23 protein-coding genes and 1 pseudogene are annotated in these 23,406 nt (G+C 59.2%); 12 read left to right on the top strand and 12 right to left on the bottom strand.

All coding sequences use genetic code 11. The annotated features are described in order from the left end of the window. Positions 1-28: 28 nt before the first annotated feature. The 5 genes and pseudogenes from ACR0DO_RS00730 to cobA all read right to left on the bottom strand — a co-directional run. Positions 29-436 carry a DUF934 domain-containing protein gene (locus ACR0DO_RS00730; protein ID WP_480556169.1) on the bottom strand — a complete coding sequence of 136 codons (408 nt, stop codon included), beginning with the start codon at positions 434-436 and terminating at the stop codon, positions 29-31. Beyond that, entirely contained in the window at positions 433-1,194 is a 762-nt protein-coding gene (locus ACR0DO_RS00725) for a phosphoadenylyl-sulfate reductase (RefSeq protein WP_480556168.1), read from the bottom strand. Before ACR0DO_RS00725 ends, ACR0DO_RS00730 begins: the two co-directional genes overlap by 4 nt. After that, positions 1,184-2,848 carry a nitrite/sulfite reductase gene (locus ACR0DO_RS00720; RefSeq protein ID WP_480556167.1) on the bottom strand — a complete coding sequence of 555 codons (1,665 nt, stop codon included), beginning with the start codon at positions 2,846-2,848 and terminating at the stop codon, positions 1,184-1,186. The genes ACR0DO_RS00725 and ACR0DO_RS00720 overlap by 11 nt, the downstream gene beginning before the upstream one ends. A 65-nt stretch (positions 2,849-2,913) precedes the next feature. After that, positions 2,914-3,228 (bottom strand): DUF2849 domain-containing protein, encoded by a 315-nt coding sequence (locus ACR0DO_RS00715; protein WP_170442440.1) that lies wholly within the window; start codon positions 3,226-3,228, stop codon positions 2,914-2,916. Beyond that, positions 3,228-3,974, bottom strand: a pseudogene (gene cobA / locus ACR0DO_RS00710) (uroporphyrinogen-III C-methyltransferase); the annotation flags it as partial. The gene ACR0DO_RS00715 and the pseudogene cobA, both read right to left, overlap by 1 nt. A gap of 171 nt (positions 3,975-4,145) precedes the next feature. Here cobA and ACR0DO_RS00705 point away from each other — a divergent pair. Beyond that, a complete protein-coding gene (locus ACR0DO_RS00705) occupies positions 4,146-4,625 on the top strand; it encodes an Lrp/AsnC family transcriptional regulator (protein ID WP_170329947.1) in 480 nt (159 codons plus the stop codon). A 6-nt stretch (positions 4,626-4,631) separates the two neighbouring features. Here the strand turns inward: ACR0DO_RS00705 and ACR0DO_RS00700 are convergent, their stop codons facing one another. After that, a complete protein-coding gene (locus ACR0DO_RS00700) occupies positions 4,632-5,804 on the bottom strand; it encodes a cytochrome P450 (protein WP_480556955.1) in 1,173 nt (390 codons plus the stop codon). 47 nt (positions 5,805-5,851) lie between these two features. On the opposite strand from ACR0DO_RS00700, the gene ACR0DO_RS00695 reads away from it, so the two are divergent. The 6 genes from ACR0DO_RS00695 (at position 5,852) to ACR0DO_RS00670 (ending at position 12,938) form a co-directional block, all read left to right on the top strand. Continuing rightward, entirely contained in the window at positions 5,852-7,585 is a 1,734-nt protein-coding gene (locus ACR0DO_RS00695; RefSeq protein ID WP_480556166.1) for a sensor histidine kinase, read from the top strand. Beyond that, positions 7,582-8,811 (top strand): sigma-54-dependent transcriptional regulator, encoded by a 1,230-nt coding sequence (locus ACR0DO_RS00690; protein ID WP_480556165.1) that lies wholly within the window; start codon positions 7,582-7,584, stop codon positions 8,809-8,811. The genes ACR0DO_RS00695 and ACR0DO_RS00690 overlap by 4 nt, the downstream gene beginning before the upstream one ends. A 372-nt stretch (positions 8,812-9,183) precedes the next feature. Then, the gene (locus ACR0DO_RS00685) at positions 9,184-10,185 is read left to right on the top strand and encodes a DctP family TRAP transporter solute-binding subunit (protein ID WP_480442541.1); all 1,002 of its coding nucleotides are present in this window, start codon (positions 9,184-9,186) and stop codon (positions 10,183-10,185) included. A gap of 112 nt (positions 10,186-10,297) precedes the next feature. Next, complete coding sequence (locus tag ACR0DO_RS00680; RefSeq protein WP_480556164.1) at positions 10,298-10,975, top strand: TRAP transporter small permease; 678 nt, start codon at positions 10,298-10,300, stop codon at positions 10,973-10,975. Next, positions 10,975-12,351: a TRAP transporter large permease gene (locus tag ACR0DO_RS00675; protein ID WP_170442459.1), complete on the top strand. Its 1,377-nt coding sequence runs from the start codon at positions 10,975-10,977 to the stop codon at positions 12,349-12,351. Before ACR0DO_RS00680 ends, ACR0DO_RS00675 begins: the two co-directional genes overlap by 1 nt. 275 nt (positions 12,352-12,626) lie before the next feature. Further along, complete coding sequence (locus ACR0DO_RS00670; RefSeq protein ID WP_170442463.1) at positions 12,627-12,938, top strand: DMT family transporter; 312 nt, start codon at positions 12,627-12,629, stop codon at positions 12,936-12,938. Positions 12,939-12,967: 29 nt separating this feature from the next. Here ACR0DO_RS00670 and ACR0DO_RS00665 read toward each other — a convergent pair whose 3' ends face one another. Beyond that, entirely contained in the window at positions 12,968-13,783 is an 816-nt protein-coding gene (locus ACR0DO_RS00665) for an FkbM family methyltransferase (protein WP_480556163.1), read from the bottom strand. Positions 13,784-13,958: 175 nt separating this feature from the next. Next, the gene (tpiA, locus tag ACR0DO_RS00660; protein ID WP_480556162.1) at positions 13,959-14,708 is read right to left on the bottom strand and encodes a triose-phosphate isomerase; all 750 of its coding nucleotides are present in this window, start codon (positions 14,706-14,708) and stop codon (positions 13,959-13,961) included. 124 nt (positions 14,709-14,832) lie between these two features. On the opposite strand from tpiA, the gene ACR0DO_RS00655 reads away from it, so the two are divergent. Continuing rightward, the gene (locus ACR0DO_RS00655) at positions 14,833-15,744 is read left to right on the top strand and encodes an isopenicillin N synthase family dioxygenase (protein WP_480556161.1); all 912 of its coding nucleotides are present in this window, start codon (positions 14,833-14,835) and stop codon (positions 15,742-15,744) included. On the opposite strand, the gene ACR0DO_RS00650 is transcribed toward ACR0DO_RS00655, so the two are convergent. Further along, positions 15,741-16,106, bottom strand: coding sequence for a HesB/IscA family protein (locus ACR0DO_RS00650; protein ID WP_480556160.1), 366 nt, complete (start codon positions 16,104-16,106; stop codon positions 15,741-15,743). The genes ACR0DO_RS00655 and ACR0DO_RS00650 overlap by 4 nt on opposite strands. Positions 16,107-16,286: 180 nt before the next feature. Here ACR0DO_RS00650 and ACR0DO_RS00645 point away from each other — a divergent pair, with 180 nt between their 5' ends. Further along, complete coding sequence (locus ACR0DO_RS00645; protein WP_480556159.1) at positions 16,287-16,613, top strand: hypothetical protein; 327 nt, start codon at positions 16,287-16,289, stop codon at positions 16,611-16,613. Between the two features lie 224 nt (positions 16,614-16,837). On the opposite strand, the gene ACR0DO_RS00640 is transcribed toward ACR0DO_RS00645, so the two are convergent. The 3 genes from ACR0DO_RS00640 to ACR0DO_RS00630 all read right to left on the bottom strand — a co-directional run bounded on the left by ACR0DO_RS00640 (position 16,838) and on the right by ACR0DO_RS00630 (position 18,465). Next, positions 16,838-17,200 (bottom strand): SUF system Fe-S cluster assembly protein, encoded by a 363-nt coding sequence (locus ACR0DO_RS00640; RefSeq protein WP_170324781.1) that lies wholly within the window; start codon positions 17,198-17,200, stop codon positions 16,838-16,840. A 96-nt stretch (positions 17,201-17,296) separates the two neighbouring features. Next, on the bottom strand, positions 17,297-17,575 hold the full coding sequence (locus tag ACR0DO_RS00635) for an NfeD family protein (RefSeq protein ID WP_480556158.1): 279 nt from the start codon (positions 17,573-17,575) through the stop codon (positions 17,297-17,299). After that, positions 17,575-18,465, bottom strand: coding sequence for an SPFH domain-containing protein (locus ACR0DO_RS00630; RefSeq protein ID WP_480556954.1), 891 nt, complete (start codon positions 18,463-18,465; stop codon positions 17,575-17,577). Before ACR0DO_RS00630 ends, ACR0DO_RS00635 begins: the two co-directional genes overlap by 1 nt. Before the next feature lie 184 nt (positions 18,466-18,649). Here ACR0DO_RS00630 and ACR0DO_RS00625 point away from each other — a divergent pair, with 184 nt between their 5' ends. From ACR0DO_RS00625 to lon, 3 genes are all read left to right on the top strand, one after another. Continuing rightward, entirely contained in the window at positions 18,650-19,561 is a 912-nt protein-coding gene (locus tag ACR0DO_RS00625) for a nucleoside hydrolase (RefSeq protein ID WP_480556157.1), read from the top strand. Positions 19,562-19,625: 64 nt separating this feature from the next. Then, complete coding sequence (tgt, locus tag ACR0DO_RS00620) at positions 19,626-20,756, top strand: tRNA guanosine(34) transglycosylase Tgt (RefSeq protein ID WP_480556156.1); 1,131 nt, start codon at positions 19,626-19,628, stop codon at positions 20,754-20,756. Positions 20,757-20,969: 213 nt separating this feature from the next. Then, complete coding sequence (gene lon, locus ACR0DO_RS00615) at positions 20,970-23,378, top strand: endopeptidase La (RefSeq protein WP_480556155.1); 2,409 nt, start codon at positions 20,970-20,972, stop codon at positions 23,376-23,378. Positions 23,379-23,406: the final 28 nt, after the last annotated feature.

Below are 23,406 nucleotides of genomic sequence, written 5' to 3'. Positions count from 1 at the left end.
GTCCTTTCTCAAGCTGGCGATGGCGGGCTTAGCCGCGTAGGCGGGCCTGATAGCTGTGGTCTTTCCAGTTGGCGCGGGCCAGCCACTGATCTTCGGGTTGACGGGTGGCCAGAGCGTCGTCGATCTCGACCTCGTCAAAGCCGCTCCGGCGGGCCATGGCGTATTGATCGGCCAGCACGTGCCCTTTGGCGCGCAGACGGCCGGTATAGCCGTTCAGCCGCAGAACGCGGGCAATGGTAAAGCCGCGACCATCGGCCGAGGACGGAAAGTCCACGCGCACCATCTGCGCGCCGCCCAGGCGGTCAATAAGCTCATCCGGGTCGGTGTCCGAGGCCACATCCAGCGCGACCACATCATTGGCCGCGTCTTCCAGCGTGACAAAGCCGTCGGTCCAGTCATCGGGGGCGAACCCCGTATCCGATACGATTACGTTCATGTTTTCTCTCCGGCGCGCACCGTCTTGCCATCGACAAAATGGATGCCGCATTCTTCCTTGTTCTGGTCGCGCCAGCGTCCGGCGCGGGGGTCTTCGCCCTCTTTGACCGGCGAGGTGCAGGGCGCACAGCCGATCGAGGGGTATCCTTTGGCCACCAGCGGATGCCGGGGCAGGTTGTTTTCATCCATATAGGCACGCACATCCTCGGGCGCCCAATGGGCCAGCGGGTTGACCTTGATCCGGCCGGTGCCGTCCTCGACCTCAAAGAAGTCAAGCGCGGCGCGGGTGCCCGACTGGAACCGTTTGCGTCCCGTGATCCAGCCGTCATAGCCCGCCAAGGCCCGCTGCAGCGGGAAGGTCTTGCGCAGATTGCAGCACGCATCCGTATCCCGCAGGCGCAGCGCGCCATAGGGGTCTTCGCGCTGCACATCCTCGTCCTCGGCACGGATGACATGGACGTTTTTCAGGCCCAGACGTTCGCTCACCTCCTGCTGGTATTCCAGCGTTTCGGTGAACAGCATCTGGGTGTCCACGAAAAGCACCGGGGTCATCTTGTCGACCACGGCGGCCATATGCAGCAATACCACCGATTCCGCACCAAAGCTTGAGACCAGAGCAAGCTCGTCGATCTTTTCAATGGCGCCGTGCATCACGTCATGTGCACTGTGGTGGCGGAACTGGGCGTTCAGCGCATTGACCGTTTCGGTCAGTTCAGCGCGATCCTTACCCTGTTCCGTCTGGATCAGGTCAAGCGGCATTGGCCTGCGCCTCGGGGTAGAGGGCCGCTTTGAACGGCGCCATGCCCACCCGACGATAGGTCTGCAGGAATGTTTCCTCTCTGCTTTCGCGTTGTTCCAGATACGTGTCGACGATACGCTCAACGGCGGGCACGATCTCGTCATAGGCAAAGCCCGGACCGGTGCGGTCGCCAATGGCAGCGTTCTCGGTGCCGTCACCGCCCAGAGTGATCTGGTAGTTTTCGACGCCTGCACGATCCAGACCCAGGATACCGATATGGCCCACGTGGTGGTGACCGCACGCGTTGATGCAGCCCGAGATCTTGATCTTCAGGTGACCGATATCATGCTCCAGCTTCAGGTCTTCGAAGCGGGTCGCAATTTCCTGAGCGACCGGGATCGAGCGCGCCGTCGCCAGCGCGCAATAGTCCATGCCCGGGCAGGCGATGATGTCGCTGATCAGGCCGATATTGGCGGTCGCCAGTTCGTATTCTTTCAGCTTCGCGTGGATCGCGGGCAGGTCCGACTTGTGGACATGCGGCAGGATCACGTTCTGCTCATGGCTGATGCGCAGTTCGTCATAGGCAAACTCTTCGGCCAGATCGGCCATTACGCGCATCTGTTCAGCCGTCGCATCACCCGGTGTCGCGCCGTGCTTTTTGATCGAGATCGTGACAATCGCGTGGTCCGCGTTTTTGTGCGGCGCGATGTTGGTGTCGACCCACGAGCGGAAGACCGGATCGTTGGTGTAGGCGCTCTCGAACGACGCAACCGAACCTTCGCGGAAGGCAGGCGCAGCAAAGTGGCCTTTGATCTCGTCCAGCAGGGTCATGTCGGCGCCTTTGAACTGCGGGCGGACCTGCAGGAAGCGCTCGTTGACCTTGGCGCGGATGGTGTCGATGCCGTTTTCGTGCACGGTGATCTTGATGCGCGCTTTGTACTTGTTGTCGCGGCGGCCGATCTGGTTCCACACGGAAACAGTGGCTTCCAGATAAGCCAGCAGGTCGTCAAAGGCGACGAACTCGGACAGTTCCTTGCCGATCATGGGCGTACGGCCCAGACCGCCACCGACGATGACGCGGGCGCCCAGAACGCCGTCACGCTCGACCAGTTGCAGGCCGATGTCATGCGCCTTGATCACGGCGCGGTCGTTTTCCGAGCCGGTGATGGCGATCTTGAACTTACGCGGCATGAACTGGAATTCCGGGTGGTCGGTCGACCACTGGCGCAGCAATTCAGCATAGGGGCGCGGATCGGCGATCTCATCGGCGGCGGCACCGGCGAAATGGTCGGCGGTCACGTTGCGGATGGTGTTGCCCGAGGTCTGGATGGCGTGCATGCCAACCTCGGCCAGCGCGTCCAGCATATCCGGCACGTCGTTCAGTTTCGGCCAGTTGTACTGGATGTTCTGGCGGGTGGTGAAGTGGCCATAGCCCTTGTCCCACTTCTCGGCCAGCAGGGCCAGTTGGCGCATCTGCGCGCTGTTTAGCGTGCCATAGGGGATGGCGACCCGCAGCATGTAGGCGTGCAGCTGCAGATACAGGCCGTTCATCAGGCGCAGGGGTTTGAATTCGTCTTCGGTCAGCGAGCCGTCAATGCGGCGCTCGACCTGGGCGCGGAACTGCGCGTTACGTTCTGCCAAAAATGCTGTGTCGAACTCGGAGTAGCGATACATGATTAGCTGTCCTTGGTTGCAGCCCCGAACCTTGGGGCCATGAAGGGGAGAGAGAGGGCCGAGGGTCAGGCCCGGGGCTGCGTTGCTGTTTCCTGCTTGCCATGGGCATAGTTTGAGGGTCCGGTGCGGCGGAACTCCTCGCGGAAATGAGTGGGTTCGGGGCCGTTGTCGCCTGCGACGGCGTCGGCCAGATAGGCGCCAACGATCTTGTTGGCCTGACGGGTGGCGTCCAGCAGACGGACCTGCGCGTGGGCTTCGTCCGTGATCAACTCGGCATCGGACAACTCACGCGACCAGCGGTCGTCTTCGGTCAAGTAGATAACGTCGCCTTCCAACAGGTCGTTGGCGGTGATGACTTTGGGGGTAAAAGCGCGGGCCATCAGGCGTGCTCCTTCTTGAATTCGGTCAGGGCCTTGGCCGCTTGACGCGGGGCGAGGCCGTAAAAGGTCAGGGTGGGGCCGTCCATTTCGGCGGCGTTCAGATCGGTGGGCAGCTGGTCCAGAGTGGTGGCCAGAACGCGTTGATCGGGGCGTGAGGCGTTTTCGACCAGAGTCACGGGCGTGTCGCGGTCGGCGCCGTGCATGATCAGGCGGCCCTGAATGAAGCGGGCGGATTTCTTGCCCATATAGATTGCCGCCACCGAACCGGGACGCGCCAGCGCGGTCCAGTCGTGATCGGCAAAGCCTTTCATGTCGTGGCCGGTCAGGAACCGTACCGAGGAGTTGCGGCCCCGGCGGGTCAGGCTTTGACCAATCCCTGCGACCGCAGCCGATGCTGCGGTGATGCCAGGCACGATCTGCCACGAGATGCCTGCAGCCTCCACCGCTTCGATCTCTTCATCCAGACGGCCAAACACGGTGGCGTCACCCGATTTCAGGCGAACGACATGGTGGCCTTTCACGGCGTAATCGACCAGCAGCGCGTCGATGTCTTCCTGTTTCCACGAGGGGCCAAAGCCCGCTTTGCCGACATCAACCAGAACAGCGGATTTGCCCGCCAGTTCCAGAACCTCGGCGCTGATCAGGCGGTCATGCAGAACGACGTCAGCGCGCTCAAAGGCATTCAGCGCCTTGAGCGTCAGCAATTCCGGATCGCCCGGACCGGCGCCGACAAAGTCGACGTGCCCTGTGCCATCATATGAATGCGTAAGCTGCATCTGTGGTTCCGCTTGGTTTGACTTGACCTGCAATATAGGAAATATTCCCGGTATTACGCTATATGGGCGCTTAAATAAGAACAAACGTTCCGTCAACGGCTTCAGGCGGGACGTGAGTTTTGAAACGAAGGGGAAATTGGAATGTCGGTGCGGATTGATGACACGGATCGGAAAATTCTGGTCGAGCTACAGCGCGACGCCAGCCAATCGCTGGACGAAATAGCAGCCCGTGTCGGCAGTTCCAAGACCCCGGTTTGGAATCGCATTCGCAAGCTGAAAGGGGCCGGTGTCATCGGCCAGCAGACCGTTCTGCTGGACGCCGAAGCGCTGGGATTCGAGGCGACTTTTTTTGTTCTGATCCGAACCTCGGAACATGAGGCCGACTGGCAGCGCCGGTTCCTCAAAGCCCTGCGGGATCGCCCCGAAGTGCAAGAGGCGCACCGGCTGGCCGGTGACATCGACTATATCCTCAAAGTGCGGGTCAAGAACGCACGGGCCTATGACGAATTCTATCAGACCCTGATTTCCGAGGTGCGCGTCCACAACGTGACCGCGCTGCTGTCGATGGAGGAGATCAAATCCACCACCATGCTGCCGCTGAACGCGCTGATCGAAAGCTAAGGATAATCAGGCCCGAACCATCAGCCGGGTCAGGCCGTGGAAGTGGTAGGTGTTGGAATACTCCGGATCGGCGCACAGGCGCAGGTTTGGGCAGTGGTCGAACAGGGTTGTCAGGGCAATCCGCATCTCCAGCCGCGCCAGTGGGGCGCCGACGCAAAAATGCAACCCGCCGCCGAAGCTGGTATTGGTCACGATCGATCGGGTGGGGTCGAAACGGTGCGGATCGGCCCAGACCGATGGGTCCCGGTTTGCGGCCCCCAGCAACAGCGCAACCTCATCGCCACGGTTGAAGGTATGGCCAAATAGCTCGGCCTCTTCATAGGCATATCGGGTGAACATGTGCAGCGGCGGGTCGTAGCGTAGAATTTCTTCGACCAATCCGTCTATCGCATGAGCGCGTAGGTCGATTCCCATTTGCAGCAGAGTCTTCACGCCATTTCCCAGCGAATGAACCGTTGCTTCATGCCCGGCGTTCAGCAGCAGGATGCAGGTGGCGACAAGCTCGTCATGCGAGAGTTTCTCGCCGTTTTCCTCGGCAGCGATCAGGCGGGTGATCAGGTCGTCGCGCGGGTCGGTGCGGCGTTTTTCGATGTAGTCGCTTAGGAAAGCGGTGAAATCCCGGGCGGCCGTCTCTGCAGAGTCTTCGGTCTGACGCGTGCGACCGGCCTGATACATTGCCACCATGGCATGAGACCAGCGCAACAGGCTGGGCGACATGTCTTCGGGTACGCCCAGAAGGCGACAAATCGTGATCACCGGAACCTGTGTGCAGTAGGCGTCAAGCAGATCAAAAGGCGCATCGGGAAATCGATCCATCAGCCTGTGGCTGAGATATTGAATCGACGGCTCCAGAGCTGTTATCGCCCGCGACGTGAAGGCCCGCGTGACCAGAGACCGGATGCGCGTGTGCCGGGGCGGTTCGACTTCCAGCAGAGAGTTTTCTTCTGTGACCCACCACGCCGCAAGGTGAGAAGGAGCGGGAGGTTTCAACTCGGCAGGCGCTTCACGGCCAAAACGACGGTCCTTCAGCAAAGTCTGAACCGACCTGTGTGAAACCGCTGCAACTTTGTCATATTCGCCCCAGAAGAAAAAATCGCCCTCGGCTCGGGCTCTATCGTAAAACGGATAGGGATTTTGCACGAAATCCGGATCAAGTGGGGACTGGGACAATGTCTTCATGCGGCGCAGACTTGCCATGCGGCGCGCTGAATGCAAGACCCTATACCATGCAAAGGCTTTGGGTGATCCTTGGATTTCTGTGTGCCGTCGGGCTGTTGTCCGCCGGAGTGTGGTCTTACGGCTATCGGCAGGCGCTGTCGCAGCTGAGCGAAAAGGCCGAGGCCGATCTTGAACTGGCCGCCGACCGGTTAAGCACGCAGATGCAGGTCTATCAGGAACTGGCCGTGCTGATGGCAAATCATCCCGCCCTGCGAACGCTTGAAACGCCAGCGCAGCAACAGGTTGCTCGGTCGATATTGCTGGATGTCGCCGACAAGACCGCAGCCGTGAACATGATGTATCTGGACCGGAACGGTCAGGTTCTGGTCTCGGCGCAGCCCGTCCAGCAAGGCAACATGGCCGGGCACTCTGCCTTTCAGCGCGCGCTTCAGGGGGCGTTGGGCAGCGCACATGGTGTACTGCCGATCAGCGGCGACCGGATCTATTCCTATGCGGCCCCCGCCTTTGATGCCTCGGGCCGGGTAGAAGGCGCGTTGATGGTCGTGGCGGACGTGCAGGATGTGGAACAGACCTGGCGTGGCAGCACCGAGGCGGTGTTCTTTACCGATGGCGACGGAGTGGTCTTTATCTCGAACCGGTCCGATCTGTTGTTCTGGCATCGTGCCGACGGGCAACAGGGGCTGACGCCGCCAGACGGCGGAGAAGTTGCTTTCGCTTCGACCTGGGTCGGGCCGCATGAACTGTGGAGGCTCAACTGGGGTCGTTACCTGCCAAACCGCGCTTTGCATCTGATGCTTGATCTGCCGGTGATAGACATGACGGCAGAGGTGCTGGTCGATGTTGCCCCCGCCCGCCGTCTGGCCGGGTTGCAGGCGGCAACTGTTGCGGCGATCTGTCTGGCCTTCGGCGCATTGCTGTTTCTGGCGACGGAACGCAGGCGAACTCTGGCCGAAGCCAACGCGGTTCTGGAAAGCCGCGTTGCACAGCGTACCCGCGCCTTGACCGCAGCCAACACAGCTTTGCGGCGCGAGGTGCACGAGCGGCAGGAAGCGGAAACTGCGCTGAAACACGCGCAGGAAGAGCTTATTCAGGCCGGGAAGCTCAGCGCCCTTGGGCAGATGTCGGCGGGCATCAGTCATGAACTGAACCAACCTCTGATGGCGATCCGGCAGTTTGCCGATAACGGGACGGCTTTCCTGACGCGGGGGCGCGAGGAAAAGGCTGCCGAGAATCTGACGCGCATTTCCGACATGGCCGCTCGGATGGCCCGGATCATCAAGAACCTGCGCGCTTTTGCCCGCAACGAAAGCGAACCGATGGGCAAGGTCGATCTGGTGCAGGTGATCGACACGGCTGTGGAGCTGACCGAGGCGCGGCTGCGCGCCGAAGGGGTGACGATGGACTGGCAGCCGCCCGACGGGCCGGTTCATGCGTGGGGCGGCGAGGTGCGGTTGGTGCAGGTGTTTGTCAACCTGATCAACAACGCCGTGGATGCGATGAGTCAGCAGAATGAGCGCCTTATCCGCATCGCGATCGAGGCCGGAGACAGGCTGACTGTTACGGTGCGCGATATCGGTCCGGGCATTGAAAACACCGAGAAACTCTTCGAACCCTTCTACTCGACCAAGGCGGTTGGGTCGTCCGAGGGGATGGGGCTGGGCCTTTCGATCTCGTATGGTCTGGTCCAGAGTTTCGGGGGGAATATTCGCGGTTCGAACGCGCAGACCGGCGCGGTGTTCACCGTTGAGCTTGAGTATTACCGGGAAGACGAGGTGGCATGACCCGCAAGGTTTTATTGGTCGATGACGACCCAGCCGTGCGCGAAGCGCTGGCGCAGACGCTGGAACTGGCTGATTACGCCCCGATCACGGCGGGGTCGTTTGTGGCCGCCAAGGATCACATCCGTGCCGATTTTCCCGGTGTGATCGTGTCGGACATCCGGATGCCGGGCCGGGACGGGTTTCATCTGCTGACCTATGCACACGACGTTGATCCGGATCTGCCGGTTATCCTGTTGACCGGTGAAGGCGATATTCCGATGGCCGTGCGCGCCATGGGGCAGGGGGCGTATGATTTTCTGGAAAAACCCTGTGCTGCGGCTGATCTTCTTGAAGTTCTGGGTAAGGCTTTTGCCTCGCGTGCGGAGGTTCTGGAACAGCGCGCGCTGAAACACGAGCTGGAACGTGGCGACCCCGCTGCGCGCCTGTTGTTTGGCCTGTCCGCGCAGGCCGAAGCGTTGAGAGAGCGCGTACGGACCGTCGCACCCACCGGAGCCGAGGTTCTGGTCACCGGTCCTGCGGGCAGTGGGATTTCCAAAGTGGCCGAGGTCGTGCATCTGATGTCGCCGCAGGGGCAAGGGCCGTTTGTAAAGCGACCGTCGTCCGGCCTGACGCCCGATGCGTTGGTTCAGGTCTGCGAGGATGCGGCCGGAGGGTCGCTGTTCCTGGATGAGATATCGGCAATGCCCGAGGCGACGCAATACGCTGCGCTGGAAGCGGTCGAGCAGGGTGTCGGCGCGCGTATTTTGGCTGGCACGACGGCGGATCTGGCTGCCTTGTCGGCAGAGGGGCGATTTCATGCGGACCTGTTCTATCGGCTGGATGTGATGCGGGTGCGTATCCCGTCCTTGGCCGAGCGGCCCGAGGACATTCCGGTGATCTTTCGCCACTATGTAGCGCAGGCGGCCGAGCAGGCAGGCATTGCGGAGCCTGAGATTTCTTCGGAATATCTGGCCTCATTGATGGCCAGCGACTGGCCGGGGAACGCGCGTTCTCTGATGTCGGCGGCCATGCGCTTTGTGCTGGGGATGCCGGAAGAGGTCGCGCAGGCCAATGATCTGGGCTTGAGCGAGCAGATGGCGCGTGTGGAGCGTTCATTGCTTATCGCGGCTTTGGGTCGGCACAATGGCAAGGCCTCGGATGCGGCAAAGGCGCTGAAGCTGCCGCGCAAGACGTTCTATGACAAGCTGGCCCGGTACCAGATTCGCCCGGAAGATTATCGCAGGTGATCAGAATGTCTCCCGCCCCCTTTGACCGCATTAACATGCGGTTAAAGGCGTTGGGCCGGGCAGCCCGCTGGCGCGGGCTGCGCGTGGCGTGATCTGTCAACGGAATGATTCTGTGGAACTGATTCGATAAGAGTGCGGATTTCCGCACAAGAGGTGTGGGGTTTGTGCGAAAATTCGCACAATGGATGATAGGGTTTAAAAGGGAAGTCTGATTTGTTCCTTTTAGCGCGCTGTTTTAATGAGATAAATTCTGCAATTGCGCGACGGAAAACAAAACGTTGAGCCATAACCTCCGATTCGGTTCACTTCGCTTCATACGGCACCAAGCAGGTGCCAATGGGACGAATGAGGAAGTCTGGGAGGAAAAGACTGATGAAATTCCTGACAACGGCTGCAACGGCAATTGCACTGACCGTAACTGCAACAGCAGGCATGGCGGCCTGCGAGGACGGCGAGATTGTCGTGAAGTTCGCGCATGTGACGAACTCGGACAAGCACCCCAAGGGCATCGCGGCATCGCTGCTGGAACAGCGCGTGAATGACGAGATGAACGGCGTGATGTGTATTGAGGTCTATCCGAACTCGACGCTGTATAACGACGACAAGGTGCTGGAGGCGATGCTGCAGGGCGACGTGCAACTGGCCGCGCCCTCGCTGTCGAAATTCGAAAAGTTCACCAAGCAGTTCCGTCTGTTCGACCTGCCGTTTATGTTCAAGAACATCGAAGCCGTGGATGCGTTCCAGGCCTCGGCCGACGGTCAGGCGATGAAGGACAGCATGCAGCGCCGCGGCCTGCAAGGGCTGGCCTTCTGGCACAACGGTATGAAGCAGATGTCCGCGAACAAACCTCTGGAGGCCCCGTCTGATGCGGAGGGCCTGAAGTTCCGCGTGCAGTCCTCGGACGTGCTGGTTGCGCAGATGGAAGCCATTGGTGGCAGTCCGCAGAAGATGGCCTTCTCGGAAGTGTACGGCGCGCTGCAACAGGGCGTTGTGGACGGGCAGGAGAACACCTGGTCGAACATCTACGGCAAGAAGTTCTTTGAAGTGCAGGACGGCATCACCGAGACCAACCACGGTATCATCGACTATCTGGTCGTGACCTCGGTTGATTGGCTGGACAGCCTGGACCCGGAAGTCCGTGACCAGTTCCTGACCATTCTGGCCGAAGTGACCGAAACCCGGAACAAAGAAGCCTTTGCAGTGAACGAAGCGGCCAAAGCCTCGATCACCGATGCGGGCGGTATCATTCGTGAGCTGAACCCCGAACAGCGTCAGGCCTGGGTCGATGCGATGAAACCGGTTTGGGACAAGTTCGCCGACGACGTGGGTCAGGACAAGATCGACGCCGCTCAGGCAATCAACGCCGGGTTCTGATCCCGGTTCAGGCCGCGCGTCAGGGACTGGGGAGTTATCGACGCGCAGGCCGGGCGGGCCATGAAAGGCCCGCCCCAAACACTCTCATCACAAAAAATGCGGGGACAGAAAGATGTCTGGTGCGAAACCCGGCCAAGGCGGGCTGGTCGACCATATCGAAGAAACCCTGATCGCGTTGCTGCTGGGCCTGATGACGGCCGTGACCTTTGCCAACGTGATCGCGCGGTTCGTATTTAATTCCAACATCCTGTGGGCGCTTGAGCTGACGGTGTTCACCTTTGGCTGGCTGGTGCTGCTGGGCGCGTCTTATGCGGTGAAAAAGCACGCGCATCTGGGTGTGGATGCCATCCTGAACATGCTGGCCCCGGCACCGCGCCGGATTCTGGCGCTGATCGCGGTTGGTTGCTGCCTGGTGTTCTCGCTGCTGATGCTGAAGGGCGCCTATGACTATTGGGCGGTGTTCGCCGACCTGCCGCCCACCTCGGGCCGCTGGTTCCCGACGGGGTTCAACTTCGATGCCCGCAGTCAGAGTTTCTACGAGGTTGACGACATCCCCATGGTCGCGCCGCTGCGGTTTCTGGAAGACATGATCAACTACGGCGAGTCATACGAGAAACTGCCCAAGGTCGTTCCTTATTTCATACTGCCACTGTCGATGCTGCTGTTGGTGATCCGCTTTGCACAGGTCGCCGTGCAGATATGGCGTGGTGAGACCGACCGTATCGTCGCCAGCCACGAAGTCGAGGACGAGATCGAAGAGGTCCGGGCTCAGCAAGGAGAGCATGACTGATGGACGTAGTACTTCTTTTCTCGATGGTCATTGGCCTGCTGCTGATCGGGGTTCCGATTGCGGTGGCTCTGGGCCTCAGCTCGACCCTGTTCCTGCTGATTTATTCCGACAGTTCGTTGGCCTCGGTCGCAGGCACGCTTTTCGAAGCGTTCGAGGGGCATTTTACACTGCTGGCGATCCCGTTCTTCATTCTGGCTTCGTCCTTCATGACAACGGGCGGCGTGGCGCGGAGGATCATCCGGTTCTCGATTGCCTGTGTGGGGCATTTGCCGGGCGGCCTGGCGATTGCGGGTGTATTTGCCTGTATGCTGTTTGCCGCGCTTTCGGGCTCATCTCCGGCAACTGTGGTGGCTATCGGTTCGATCGTCATCGCCGGGATGCGTCAGGTTGGATACTCCAAGGAATTCGCCGCCGGTGTGATCTGTAACGCCGGTACGCTGGGCATCCTGATCCCGCCGTCTATCGTGATGGTTGTGTACGCCGCAGCCGTTGAGGTGTCGGTCGGGCGCATGTTCCTGGCGGGTGTCATTCCGGGCCTGATGGCGGGTCTGATGCTGATGATCACCATCTACGTTATGGCCAAGGTCAAGAACCTGCCCAAGGGCGACTGGAAAGGCTGGGGAGAGATCTTCACCTCGGCCCGCGAGGCCGGATGGGGCCTGTTCCTGATCGTGATCATTCTGGGCGGTATCTATGGCGGTATCTTCACCCCAACCGAGGCCGCAGCGGTGGCCGCTGTCTATGCCTTCCTGATCGCCTGCTTTGTCTACAAGGACATGGGCCCGCTCAGCACGGAAGAGGGCACGCCGAACCTGCCGCTGATGAAGAAACCCTATGCGCTGGTGACGGCCTTCTTCCACCCCGATACCAAGCACACGCTGTTCGAGGCCGGCAAGCTGACCGTCACTCTGCTGTTCGTGATCGCCAACGCGCTGATCCTCAAGCACGTGCTGACGGACGAACAGGTACCGCAGCACATCGCCAGCGCCATGCTGTCGGCGGGTCTGGGGCCTGTGACCTTCCTGATCGTGGTCAACGTCATCCTGCTGATCGGTGGTCAGTTCATGGAACCCTCGGGCCTGCTGGTGATCGTGGCACCGCTGGTGTTCCCGATTGCGATCGAACTGGGCATTGACCCGATCCATCTGGGTATCATTATGGTGGTCAACATGGAGATCGGGATGATCACGCCTCCGGTCGGTCTGAACCTTTTCGTGACATCTGGCGTGGCCGGGATGCCGATGATGAAAGTCGTAAAGGCGGCGTTGCCGTTCCTGGCGGTGCTGTTCGTCTTCCTGATTATGGTGACGTATATCCCGTGGATATCGACCTTCCTGCCCAACACCTTCATGGGGCCGGAAATCGTGACCAACTAACGGGTTCTGACAAACAAGAGTTAAGCCGGGTCCGCGCAAGGGTCCGGCTTTATTCGTTCAGGTGCTGTATTTGGGCAGGTATTGCTGACCCCAAACGCGCGGCGGCGGCGAAAAGCGCGCGACGTAACCGGAGCATTACGGTTTTGTAGTTGTTTTGGTTCAACAGACCTTGCGCCCTTGAACGCCGGGCGCGACGTCTTACCTGAAGGTCAGAGGACGACCTCCCCGCATTGGGTGATCATTCGGGACGACCCGAACTGGATTGAGGTATCCTAATGTCCTGGATTTTTCTGCTTTTCGCTGGCCTGCTTGAAATCGTGTGGGCCGTGGCCATGAAGCAATCGGCCGGTTTCACCCGGTTGTGGCCAACGGCCGTCATGGGCGTGTCCATGATCGGCTCTTTCGGGTTGCTGGCCCTTGCCATGCGTACGCTGCCGCTTGGAACGGCTTACGTCATCTGGACCGGTATCGGCGCGGTGGGTGCGTTTCTGGTCGGCGCGACGTTTCTGGGTGAGGCCCTGACCCCTTTACGCATCGGCGCCGCGGTCCTGATCGTGTCAGGCCTGATTGTCATGAAGATCGCGTAAGAGCCCCGGATCTTCGGTGAGTCAGGTTGCTATTTGCGTTTCCTGAACAATCGGGACAGCCCGCGCTTTTTACGGGGTTTGGCCCCGTCTGTTGGTGATGTTTGACGCGACTCAACGCGTTCCGGGGCCGTTGGTTCTTTGGTTCCCGGATTGTAGTTGTGCCATTTGTCGATGGAAAACCCACCTTTGAGGATGTCTACATAGTCAGCAGGCGCGTATTTTGGGTTGATGAACACAAGGTCTACTTGAACCAGATAGCCGCTATAGTAGCACAGGTCGATTATCTCCAAGAGCTCAAAACCGGCGGCCATCGCCAGTTGCATTCGCTCGAACAATCTTTCCCGCGGAGATTCAAGGATCAGGACCGAACACTGCTTCAGCGCTTCTTGAGCACCTTCCAGAATCATTTCTTCGGCCCCGTCGACATCGATTTTCAACAGGAAAGGAGCAGCCGGCGCCTGTTCCACGACAAAGGTATCGAGCTTTAGCGTCGGTACCGTGCGTAGTGTTTCGGTCGGTGCTTCGCCCTGTGCGAACCTTGCATGAGTGACGTCTTGCCCCTGCATGACCGTGGAGACCGTCAGTTGCGCAGTCCCGTCAGCATTGGATACCGCGACTTTGTTGAGCTCGTAGTCAATTTTTGCGTCGCTGTAGACTTTTTCGATGGAGTCGAAATGCTCTTCAATGGGCTCAAACAGATAGTGCTTCTTTTCGGGAAATGCCGCCATCAATTCATGTGTGCCAAAGTGGATGCCGACATCCAGCACGCATTCGATGGGAAATTCGGCGTCGCGAAGCTGTTGAAGAAGCGAAATCTTGCTGGGGTGGCGCTGACTGCTTTTCATAATGTTCCTTAAATCGGCGAGAGTGCTCGGTATCTGGTTGGTGTGCCGGGAAGCAAAACTGCTGCAGATCAAATTTGATTCTGGTCCGGGTCATGTTCCTCATGCGGGAGTTTGGCGATGAGGCGAGCGAATTCAACTAGTTCTTTTCCCGCAGGATAAAATCGATGAGTCGCGCTCAGGCTTTCTCCAATGCCTCGACAATTGCGGAAAAGTCCGTGGCCTTCAGGCTGGCACCGCCGACCAGCGCTCCATCCACGTTTGACACGTCAAAGATCTCGGTCGCGTTGGATGGTTTGACCGAGCCGCCGTAAAGCAGACGCACCGAGCGGCCGACGCCTTCACCGAAACGCCGTTCTAGGCGGGCACGAATAAAGTCGTGAACCTCTCCGATTTCGTCCAGCGTGGGGACCTTGCCGGTGCCAATGGCCCAGATCGGTTCATAGGCGACGATCAGGTTTTCACCCGTCGATTGGTCAGGGATCGAGCCCGACATCTGGCCTCCGATGATGTCCAGCGTATTGGCGGCCTCGCGCTGCTCCAGGCTTTCGCCGACGCAGATGATCGCCTTCAGCCCGGCATCCATGGCCGCACGAGCCTTGACGCGCACGTCTTCGTTCTGCTCGTCGTGATCCTCACGGCGCTCGGAATGGCCCAGAATGACCGCGTTCGCCCCGGCATCCACCAGCATGTCCGCGCTGATATCGCCGGTATGCGCGCCGGACGTCGCCGCATGGCAGTCCTGTCCGCCGACGGTGATTCTCGTTTCCCGCACGGCCTCGGCGGCGCGGTGCAGCAGGGTGGCGGGTGGGCAGATCAGTACGTCCACGGTCGGAGCAGGGAAGGCACGGGCCAGAGCCCCCAATTCGCTCAGCGTTGCCGTGGTTCCGTTCATTTTCCAATTGCCAGCCGCCAGCTTACGCCGCATGTCCCAATCTCCCTTAAGTATCGGTGTTCTGCAAACCGGATAGCATCGCCAGTCCGGACTGACAATTCCGGTTGCAGAGCGGACCGCAAAACGGCAGTGTCCGCGCGCAGAAAGGAACGGGCGTATGATTGAAAACCTTGATCTGACAAAGCTGGACCAACGCGATCCCGCCGAGCTTGGCAAGTTGCTGCGCGCGGTGGGTGAAGTGGGGTTCCTGACCGTCTCGAACACCGGGCTGGACGGTGACCGCGTACGTCAGGTTCTGGGCGCGTATCGCACGTTCTTTCACTTGCCCGAGGCCCAGAAGAAACGGGTCGATATGGCGTTGACCGGGGCCAACCGGGGCTGGGGCGCGCCACGGTCCGAGCAGGTCGATCCGGAAGCAAATCCTGACTTTAAGGAAGTGTTCGACTGCGGCTATGAATTGCCTGCGAACAGTCCGTACGCCGACGCGGATCTGGGTGTCTACGCTCCAAACCTGTGGCCGGATAACCCGCCCGCGTTCAGGGAAACAATCCGGGCCTACTACACAGATGCTTGCGCGGTCACGATGCGGGTTCTGCGTGCGATTGCGGTGGCGCTGGGGCGCGCAGAGAACAGCTTTGATGCCGCGTTTGATACGCCGATGGCGCTGCTGCGCGGCAATTACTATCCGCAGCGCCCGGACTGGGCAGGAGATCGCGACTTTGGCATCGGCGCGCATACGGATTACGGCTGCCTGACCCTGCTGGCGACCGACGGCACCTCGGGGCTTGAGGTTAGGATGCCCGACCAAAGCTGGGCAAAGGTCGAGGCCGCGCCAGGGACCTTCATCATCAATTTCGGTGAGATGTTGGAGTTCTGGACGGCGGGGCAGGTCAAGGCAACGCTGCATCGTGTGGTCGGCGGTGCGCAGGAGCGGCTGTCGGTGCCGCTGTTTTTCAATCCGTCCTACGATACCAATGTTGCACCGCCAAACTCAGGCCAGATCATTCGCGCTGGCGAGCATCTGACTCGCCGGTTCAATGAGACCTACGTCCATCTTCAGGCATCTTAGGATTGGGGCGTCAGCCCCTCGTCGAACTTGATCGACTCGCCACACCCGCAGGCGTCGACAACGTTCGGATTGCGAAATTTGAAACCGGCTTCCAACAACGAGACCTCATAGTCGATCTCGGTCCCGAACAGGAACATCTGCGCCATCGGAGCAATCATGACCCGCGCGCCGTCCTGTTCCACGACCTCATCATTCGCGTCAGCCTGATCGACATAGTCCATGGTGTATTCCATGCCGGCGCAACCGCCTTTCTTGACGCCAATACGCAGACCAGCATGACCACCTGATTTCATCAGGCGGACGATCTGCTCTGACGCTTTGGGCGTCATGGTCACGGCCTGTTTGCCGGGAATGCCGAACATTGTGATCTCCGTTGTCGCGCGTAGACTCCAATTTAGTGCTGAGAGGGCAACGGCTCAAGACATAGCAGCGCTGCTTACCTAACTTTTCTGCCGTTCGGGGAATGACGCTTGCCTTTTGAAATCAGGTGACTTTAGCTGAGCTCAAGGGTTTTCAGACGGATTGAGATAAGGTGAGATGAAATGACTGCGCATAAAGTTATCAGCAAAAACATGGCTTTGGCGTCAATTCTTGCGGTAATCGCAGGTGCGGCCTTGGCCGAAACTGCGCAAAAAACACATCCGGTCAATTGCGCCACTGCCGAAGGCGATTTGCGCGCGATTGCAGCCGAGAAAAAGCACGCGCAGGATCAACAGCTTGAAAGTGTGGCCGCACTTACACCCGCCGGTGCATTGTTGGGGTTGATGACAGGCACCGAAAACAAAAGGTTGTCTATGCTGTCCGGCGATTATGTAAAAGCGTTGGATGAAAGAGCGGCCGAGATCAAATCAACGTGCGGGGTGCAGTAACCCGTCAAAAAAAGAAAAAGACCGCTCTCGGGCAAGAGCGGTCTCTTATTCTGGTCGCTAGGCCGGGGTAAGCGGGGGACAATTGCTTGTCCCGACCTGCGCTGTGCTCTCAATGGGATGCAAGCATCAACACGCCGGGACTATTCTCAAGTTAAGTAACGGTTTTTCGACGGGATGATGACAGAAAAATAAATCTTTTGCGACAAAGACTTATTCCGCCCGGCTTACATGAATCCAAGTTCCAGCCGCGCTTCGTCCGACATCATCTCCATGCCCCAGGGCGGTTCCCATGTCAGTTCCACGTCAACTTCCTTGACGCCTGCGACCGGTTCGATCGCTTCGACGATCCAGCCGGGCATGTCTCCGGCGACCGGACAGCCGGGTGCGGTCAGTGTCATAATGACTTTCACCGCGTTTTCCTGAGTGATGTCGATCGTGTAGATCAAACCCAGATCGTAAATATTCACCGGGATTTCCGGGTCAAAGACCGTACGGCAGGCTTCTACCACTGCGTCGTACAGGGGATGCTCGATGGATGAAGGCGCAATCAGGGGCGTGCCTTCCAGCTGTTCACTCGGATGAGTCATTCGTGCCTCGGGTCTGGTTCCTGAGCAATTATATAGGGAAAGCCTGTGGCAGCGTCCAGAGGTGCAATGACGCCCCCTGAGGGGCGCCCGCAGATCTTAGTCGTTGATGTCATGCCGGAAGGTCTTCACCTGACCATGGGGCAGGGAGTAGACACGCCGCAGCACCAGCCACGCGACCAGGGACAATGCCGCGAAGATCAGCAGCAAAACCGGCAGCGAGGGAGCCATTCCAGGGATAACCAGCATCAACCCGGTGATTGCTGCCCCGATCGCAAAGCCCAGAAAGATAAATCCGGGCAGCACGATCTCGAGGATTCCGAGCGCCAGCGCTGCGGCCAGCCAGATCCACCAGGTCAGCCAGAAGGGATCAGCCATTATTTTCCTCCTCTCAGCATCTTGAAGGCATCGCCAAAGGCCTCAAGCGCGTTGGCGGGCACAACAATGGTTTGCGAGCCATTTCCCTTTCCCAGCGCATTCAGCGACTCAACTTGTTTCAGGGCAACCTGATACTGCGCGGCCTCGATGCCGTTGTCCTGAATGGCCTTGGCGACCACGCCGGTTGCATAAGCTTCGGCCTCGGCCTGAATGCGGCGAGCCTTTGCGGTTTGTTCGGCGGCGTATAACTCGGCATCGGCGCTCAGTTCGACTGCGCGCTTCTGGCCTTCGGCCTCGGTCACTTGTGCGCGGCGGGCGCGCTCGGCGTTCAACTGTTGCAGCATCGCGTCGCGGGTTGCCTGATCCAGATTCACGTCCAGAATTTCGGCACGGGTCACTTCGATGCCCCAGTCGTCAACAGCGGTTTCGACGCTTTCTTGTATACGCTCGATCAGTTGCGCACGGTTCGACTGGACCTCATCCAGGTCCATTTTGCCGATTTCCGCCCGCACGATACCGGCGACGGTTGTTGCAATCGCGCCGTCGACGTCCCGAATACGATATACCGTCTTTTCCGGTTCGAGAATGCGGTAAAACACCGAGGTGTCGATCTGCACCAGCACGTTGTCCTTGGTGATCGCGTCCTGCGTTGCGTTTGGCAGCTGGCGTTCAAGAATGGATATCTTGTGGCGGGCAACATCCAGAAAAGGAACAATAAAGTTGATGCCGGGGCCAAGCACCGAATGCAAGCGCCCGAACCGTTCGACCACATATTTCTCAGATTGCGGAACGATTTTGATGCCCTTGAAAATGACAACGACGATCAGCACCGCCGCCAACACGTAAATTATGTTCGACGTCAACAATCCAACGATCTGGTCTTCGTTCATGCCTATCATTTCTGTCCTCTTTTATTGTGTACTATAGTATACATATGGGGATTGAGTCGCCCGATTTCAACTCTGGTATGGGGTGAACAGGCGTGGATGCAAATCTATGAAGTTGTGGATGCGGGGTGGAAAATTCGGATTGTGACCGCTTTGCATCCCAAGGTGTTTGCGGTATCGGGCAGGGATGAAACTGATCATCGACACAGACCCCGGCATCGACGATGCCATGGCAATCGCCTATGCCGCAGCCGCACCCGAAATCGACCTGATCGGGCTGACCACGGTATTTGGCAACACGCATGTGCACCAATCCAGCCGCAACGCGCGGTTTTTGCTGGATAAACTGGGTCTGGACGCACCGGTTGCCGAGGGGGCCTCGTACGCGCTGGGGCAGAGCCATCATACCCCGTCCGAGCACGTGCATGGCCCGGAAGGTTTTGGCGACATTACTGAAATCCCTGATATCGGCACAAACCACGATGTGTCTGCGGCCGAGTTCCTTGTCGATACGGCGCGTCGCCATAAGGGCGAATTGGTCGTCTGTGCGGTTGGCCCGCTGACCAATATCGCCCTGGCGATGCAGTTGGACCCTGAGTTCTCGCACAATATCAGCCGTTTGGTCGTGATGGGCGGTGCAGTGTATTGCCCCGGCAATGTGAACCTTCATGCCGAGGCCAACATTTATCACGACGCCCGGGCCGCGGATATCGTCTTTGCCGCGCCGCCGGAAACCGTTCTGGTGGGATTGGATGTGACTCTGAAAACCCTCTATGAGACCGCCGATTTCGAAGCGCTAGCCGAGCGATCCAAAGATATGGGTGGATTTCTGCGCGATATCTCCAAGTTCTATCTGAAGTTCTACAAAGAGGTTGGCGGGCTCGAAGGGTGCGGCCTGCACGATTCAACTGCGGTGATTGCCTGCACGCACGAGCCGATGTTCGACATGGTCGAAACCGGGCTGAGCGTGGTGACCGAAGGGCCAGAGATTGGCGCTACCCGTCCCGATCCATCGCGGCCTGCGGTCCGCGTGTGCCGGGATGTGGACGGGGCAGGGGTCGTGCAACTGTTTACCGAGCGTGTCGCGTCACTGCCCTGACGGGTTGCAATGGCCCGGCAGATCGGGCACATCCCACCCGGTTCAGCGACCCCGAGGCAACCCCATGACCGAGCGTTTTTCTTTTGACCTGAAAGCCACCGACGGCAAGGCGAGAACCGGCGTGATCAAGACGCCGCGCGGCGAGGTGCGGACGCCTGCCTTCATGCCCGTCGGCACGGCGGCGACAGTCAAGGCGATGATGCCCGAAAGCGTGCGCGCAACCGGAGCAGATATCCTGCTGGGCAACACCTATCACCTGATGTTGCGCCCTACGGCTGAACGCATTGACCGATTGGGCGGGCTGCACAAGTTCATGAATTGGGATCGGCCCATTCTGACCGACTCGGGCGGGTTTCAGGTCATGTCGCTGGCCGGACTGCGTAAGCTGACCGAAAAGGGCGTGACGTTCAAATCCCATGTCGACGGGTCCAAGCATGAGTTGACACCGGAACGGTCGATGGAGATCCAGCGGCTGCTGGGCTCTGACATTGTCATGTGTTTCGACGAATGCCCGGCCTTGCCTGCGGATCGGGAGCGCATCGCCGAGTCGATGCGCCTCTCGATGCGGTGGGCCGAACGGTCGCGTGAAGCGTTTGGAGATCGCCCCGGCCACGCGCTGTTCGGCATTATGCAGGGCGGTTTGGAGAAGGACCTGCGCGAAGAAAGCGCCGAGGCGCTTAAGCAGATCGGATTCGAAGGTTATGCTGTCGGTGGTCTGGCTGTGGGCGAGGGGCAGGAGGCCATGTTCGACTGTCTCGACTACGCCCCCGATTTCCTGCCGGTCGACAGGCCGCGCTACCTGATGGGGGTTGGGAAACCGGACGACATCGTTGGCGCCGTTGCACGCGGTATCGACATGATGGACTGTGTGTTGCCTTCACGTTCGGGCCGCACCGGGCAGGTGTTTACCCGGCATGGTGTCGTGAACATCAAGAACGCCCGCCACGCCGACGACCCGCGCCCGCTGGACGAGCAGTGCACATGCCCGGCCTGTTCGAATTACTCTCGCGCCTATCTGCACCATGTGTTTCGCTCGAACGAGATGATCTCGGGCATGCTGCTGACCTGGCACAACCTGCATTATTTCCAGGAAATCATGCAGGGTATGCGCGACGCCATCGCGGCGGGCACGTTTGAGGCTTGGCAGGCCGAATTTCATGCGCAACGGGCGCAGGGGGATATCGAGCCGCTCTAATCACGCCGCGATAGCGCCATTTTGCAAAAATGGTGGATATGTCGGCGCGATACCTTGCAGTCCGGAAAACCTCGGGTCATTCTGAATCGTGATACACGACGGTAAGGTTGAAAAAGGGCGATGAGGCCCCACCTTTATCGTCCAAGACAGGAGATGGCCGAGCGTTGCCTTATTCAGGGACCGGAGCCATCTTGCCAACGATAAGGATTGAGCATGCAAGAGCCTCTGAATTCCTCGTACCCCGTACTTCCGCTGCGCGATATTGTGGTGTTCCCGCACATGATCGTGCCGCTGTTCGTGGGTCGGGAAAAATCCGTCCGCGCTTTGGAAGAAGTGATGCAGGACGACAAGCAGATTCTGTTGTCCAGTCAGATTGATCCGGGTGATGACGATCCGACTGTGGACGGCATCTATCGGTCGGGCGTCCTGGCAAATGTATTGCAATTGCTGAAACTGCCCGATGGCACCGTCAAAGTGCTGGTCGAAGGGCAGGCACGTGTGCAGATCACGGATTTCCTTGAAAACGAAGAGTTTTTCGAAGCCCGCGCCGAGTATCTGACCGAAATTCCGGGCGATGTCACCACGACCGAAGCGCTGCTGCGCACCGTCGCGGATGAGTTCGAGCGCTATGCCAAGGTGCGCAAGAACATCCCCGAGGAAGCCCTGACCGCCGTCGGTGAGACCACTGAACCTGCCAAGCTGGCCGACCTCGTGTCAGGTCATCTGGGCATCGAGGTTGAACAAAAGCAGGAACTGCTTGAGACGCTCAGTGTCAGCGAGCGGCTTGAGAAAGTCTATGGCCTGATGCAGGGCGAAATGTCGGTTCTGCAGGTCGAGAAAAAGATCAAGACCCGCGTCAAAACCCAGATGGAGAAGACGCAGCGCGAGTATTACCTGAATGAGCAGATGAAGGCCATTCAAAAGGAACTTGGCGATGGCGAGGACGGCAGCAACGAAGTCGCCGAACTGGAAGCCAAGATCAACGAGACCAAGCTGTCGAAAGAGGCGCGTGAAAAGGCCGAAGGCGAGCTGAAAAAGCTGCGCAACATGAGCCCGATGTCGGCTGAGGCCACCGTTGTGCGCAATTATCTGGACTGGATTCTGTCGCTGCCGTGGGGCACCAAATCCCGCGTCAAAAAGGATTTGGGCCGGGCGCAGGATATTCTGGACGCCGATCATTATGGCCTTGAGAAGGTCAAGGAACGGATTGTCGAGTACCTCGCGGTTCAGCAGCGTTCGAAAAAGCTGAAAGGCCCGATCCTGTGCCTTGTCGGCCCTCCGGGCGTGGGTAAAACCAGCTTGGGTAAATCGGTTGCCAAAGCCACGGGGCGCGAATTCATTCGCATCTCGCTGGGTGGTGTGCGCGACGAATCCGAGATCAGGGGCCACCGTCGGACCTATATCGGCTCGATGCCCGGTAAGATCATTCAGGCGCTGAAAAAGGCGAAAACCACGAACCCGCTGATCTTGTTGGATGAAATCGACAAAATGGGTCAGGATTTCCGTGGCGATCCGGCCTCAGCGATGCTTGAGGTGCTGGATCCGGAACAGAACAGCACATTCATGGACCACTATCTTGAGGTCGAATATGACCTGTCCAACGTGATGTTCCTGACCACGTCCAACAGCTATAACATGCCTGGGCCTCTGCTGGACCGGATGGAGATCATCCCGCTGGCCGGTTACACCGAAGAGGAAAAGAGCGAGATCGCCAAGCAGCACCTGATCAGCAAGCAGGTCAAGAACCATGGCCTCAAGGCCAAAGAATTTGAACTGACCGATGAGGCGCTGCAAAAAATCATCCGCACCTATACCCGTGAAGCGGGCGTGCGGAATCTTGAGCGAGAGATCGCGAAAGTAGCGCGGAAGTCGCTGACCAAGATCATCAAGAAAGAAGCGGAAGACGTCACCGTGACGCCCGACAATCTGGATGAGTTCCTTGGTGTTCCGAAATACCGCTATGGGCTGGCTGAACAGGACGATCAGGTCGGTGTTGTCACCGGTCTGGCGTGGACATCGGTCGGTGGCGACTTGCTGCATATCGAGGCGCTGAAGCTGCCCGGCAAGGGGCGGATGAAGACCACCGGTAAGCTGGGCGATGTGATGAAGGAATCCATCGACGCGGCCTCGTCCTATGTGCGCTCAATCTCGCCTCAGATCGGGGTGAAGCCGCCGAAATTCGACACGCTGGACATCCACGTCCACGTTCCGGATGGGGCGACGCCCAAAGACGGCCCAAGTGCCGGTCTGGCGATGGTGACCTCGATCGTGTCGGTGCTGACCGGCATTCCGGTGCGCAAGGATATCGCGATGACTGGTGAGGTTTCGCTGCGTGGCAACGCGATGCCGATTGGTGGTTTGAAAGAAAAACTGCTGGCGGCCCTGCGTGGCGGCATCAAGACCGTTCTGATCCCGGAAGAGAACGAAAAGGATCTGGCCGAGATTCCGGACAACGTGAAAGAAGGGCTGGAGATCATCCCGGTCACGCATGTCTCAGAAGTGCTGAAACACGCGCTGATCAGCGAGCCGGAGCCGGTTGAATGGGATGAGGCGGCGGAAGAGGCCGCAGCAGCGGCGGCCAAGGCGGCCGAAGATGCCGGGCGATCCGCAACAGCACATTAAACAGATCAAAGGCGGGGGCACCCCCGCC

This window comes from Ruegeria sp. AM9, assembly GCF_056540565.1.
The sequence above is the reverse complement of the archived record's forward strand: the minus strand, read 5'-3'. Positions and strand labels throughout refer to the sequence as shown.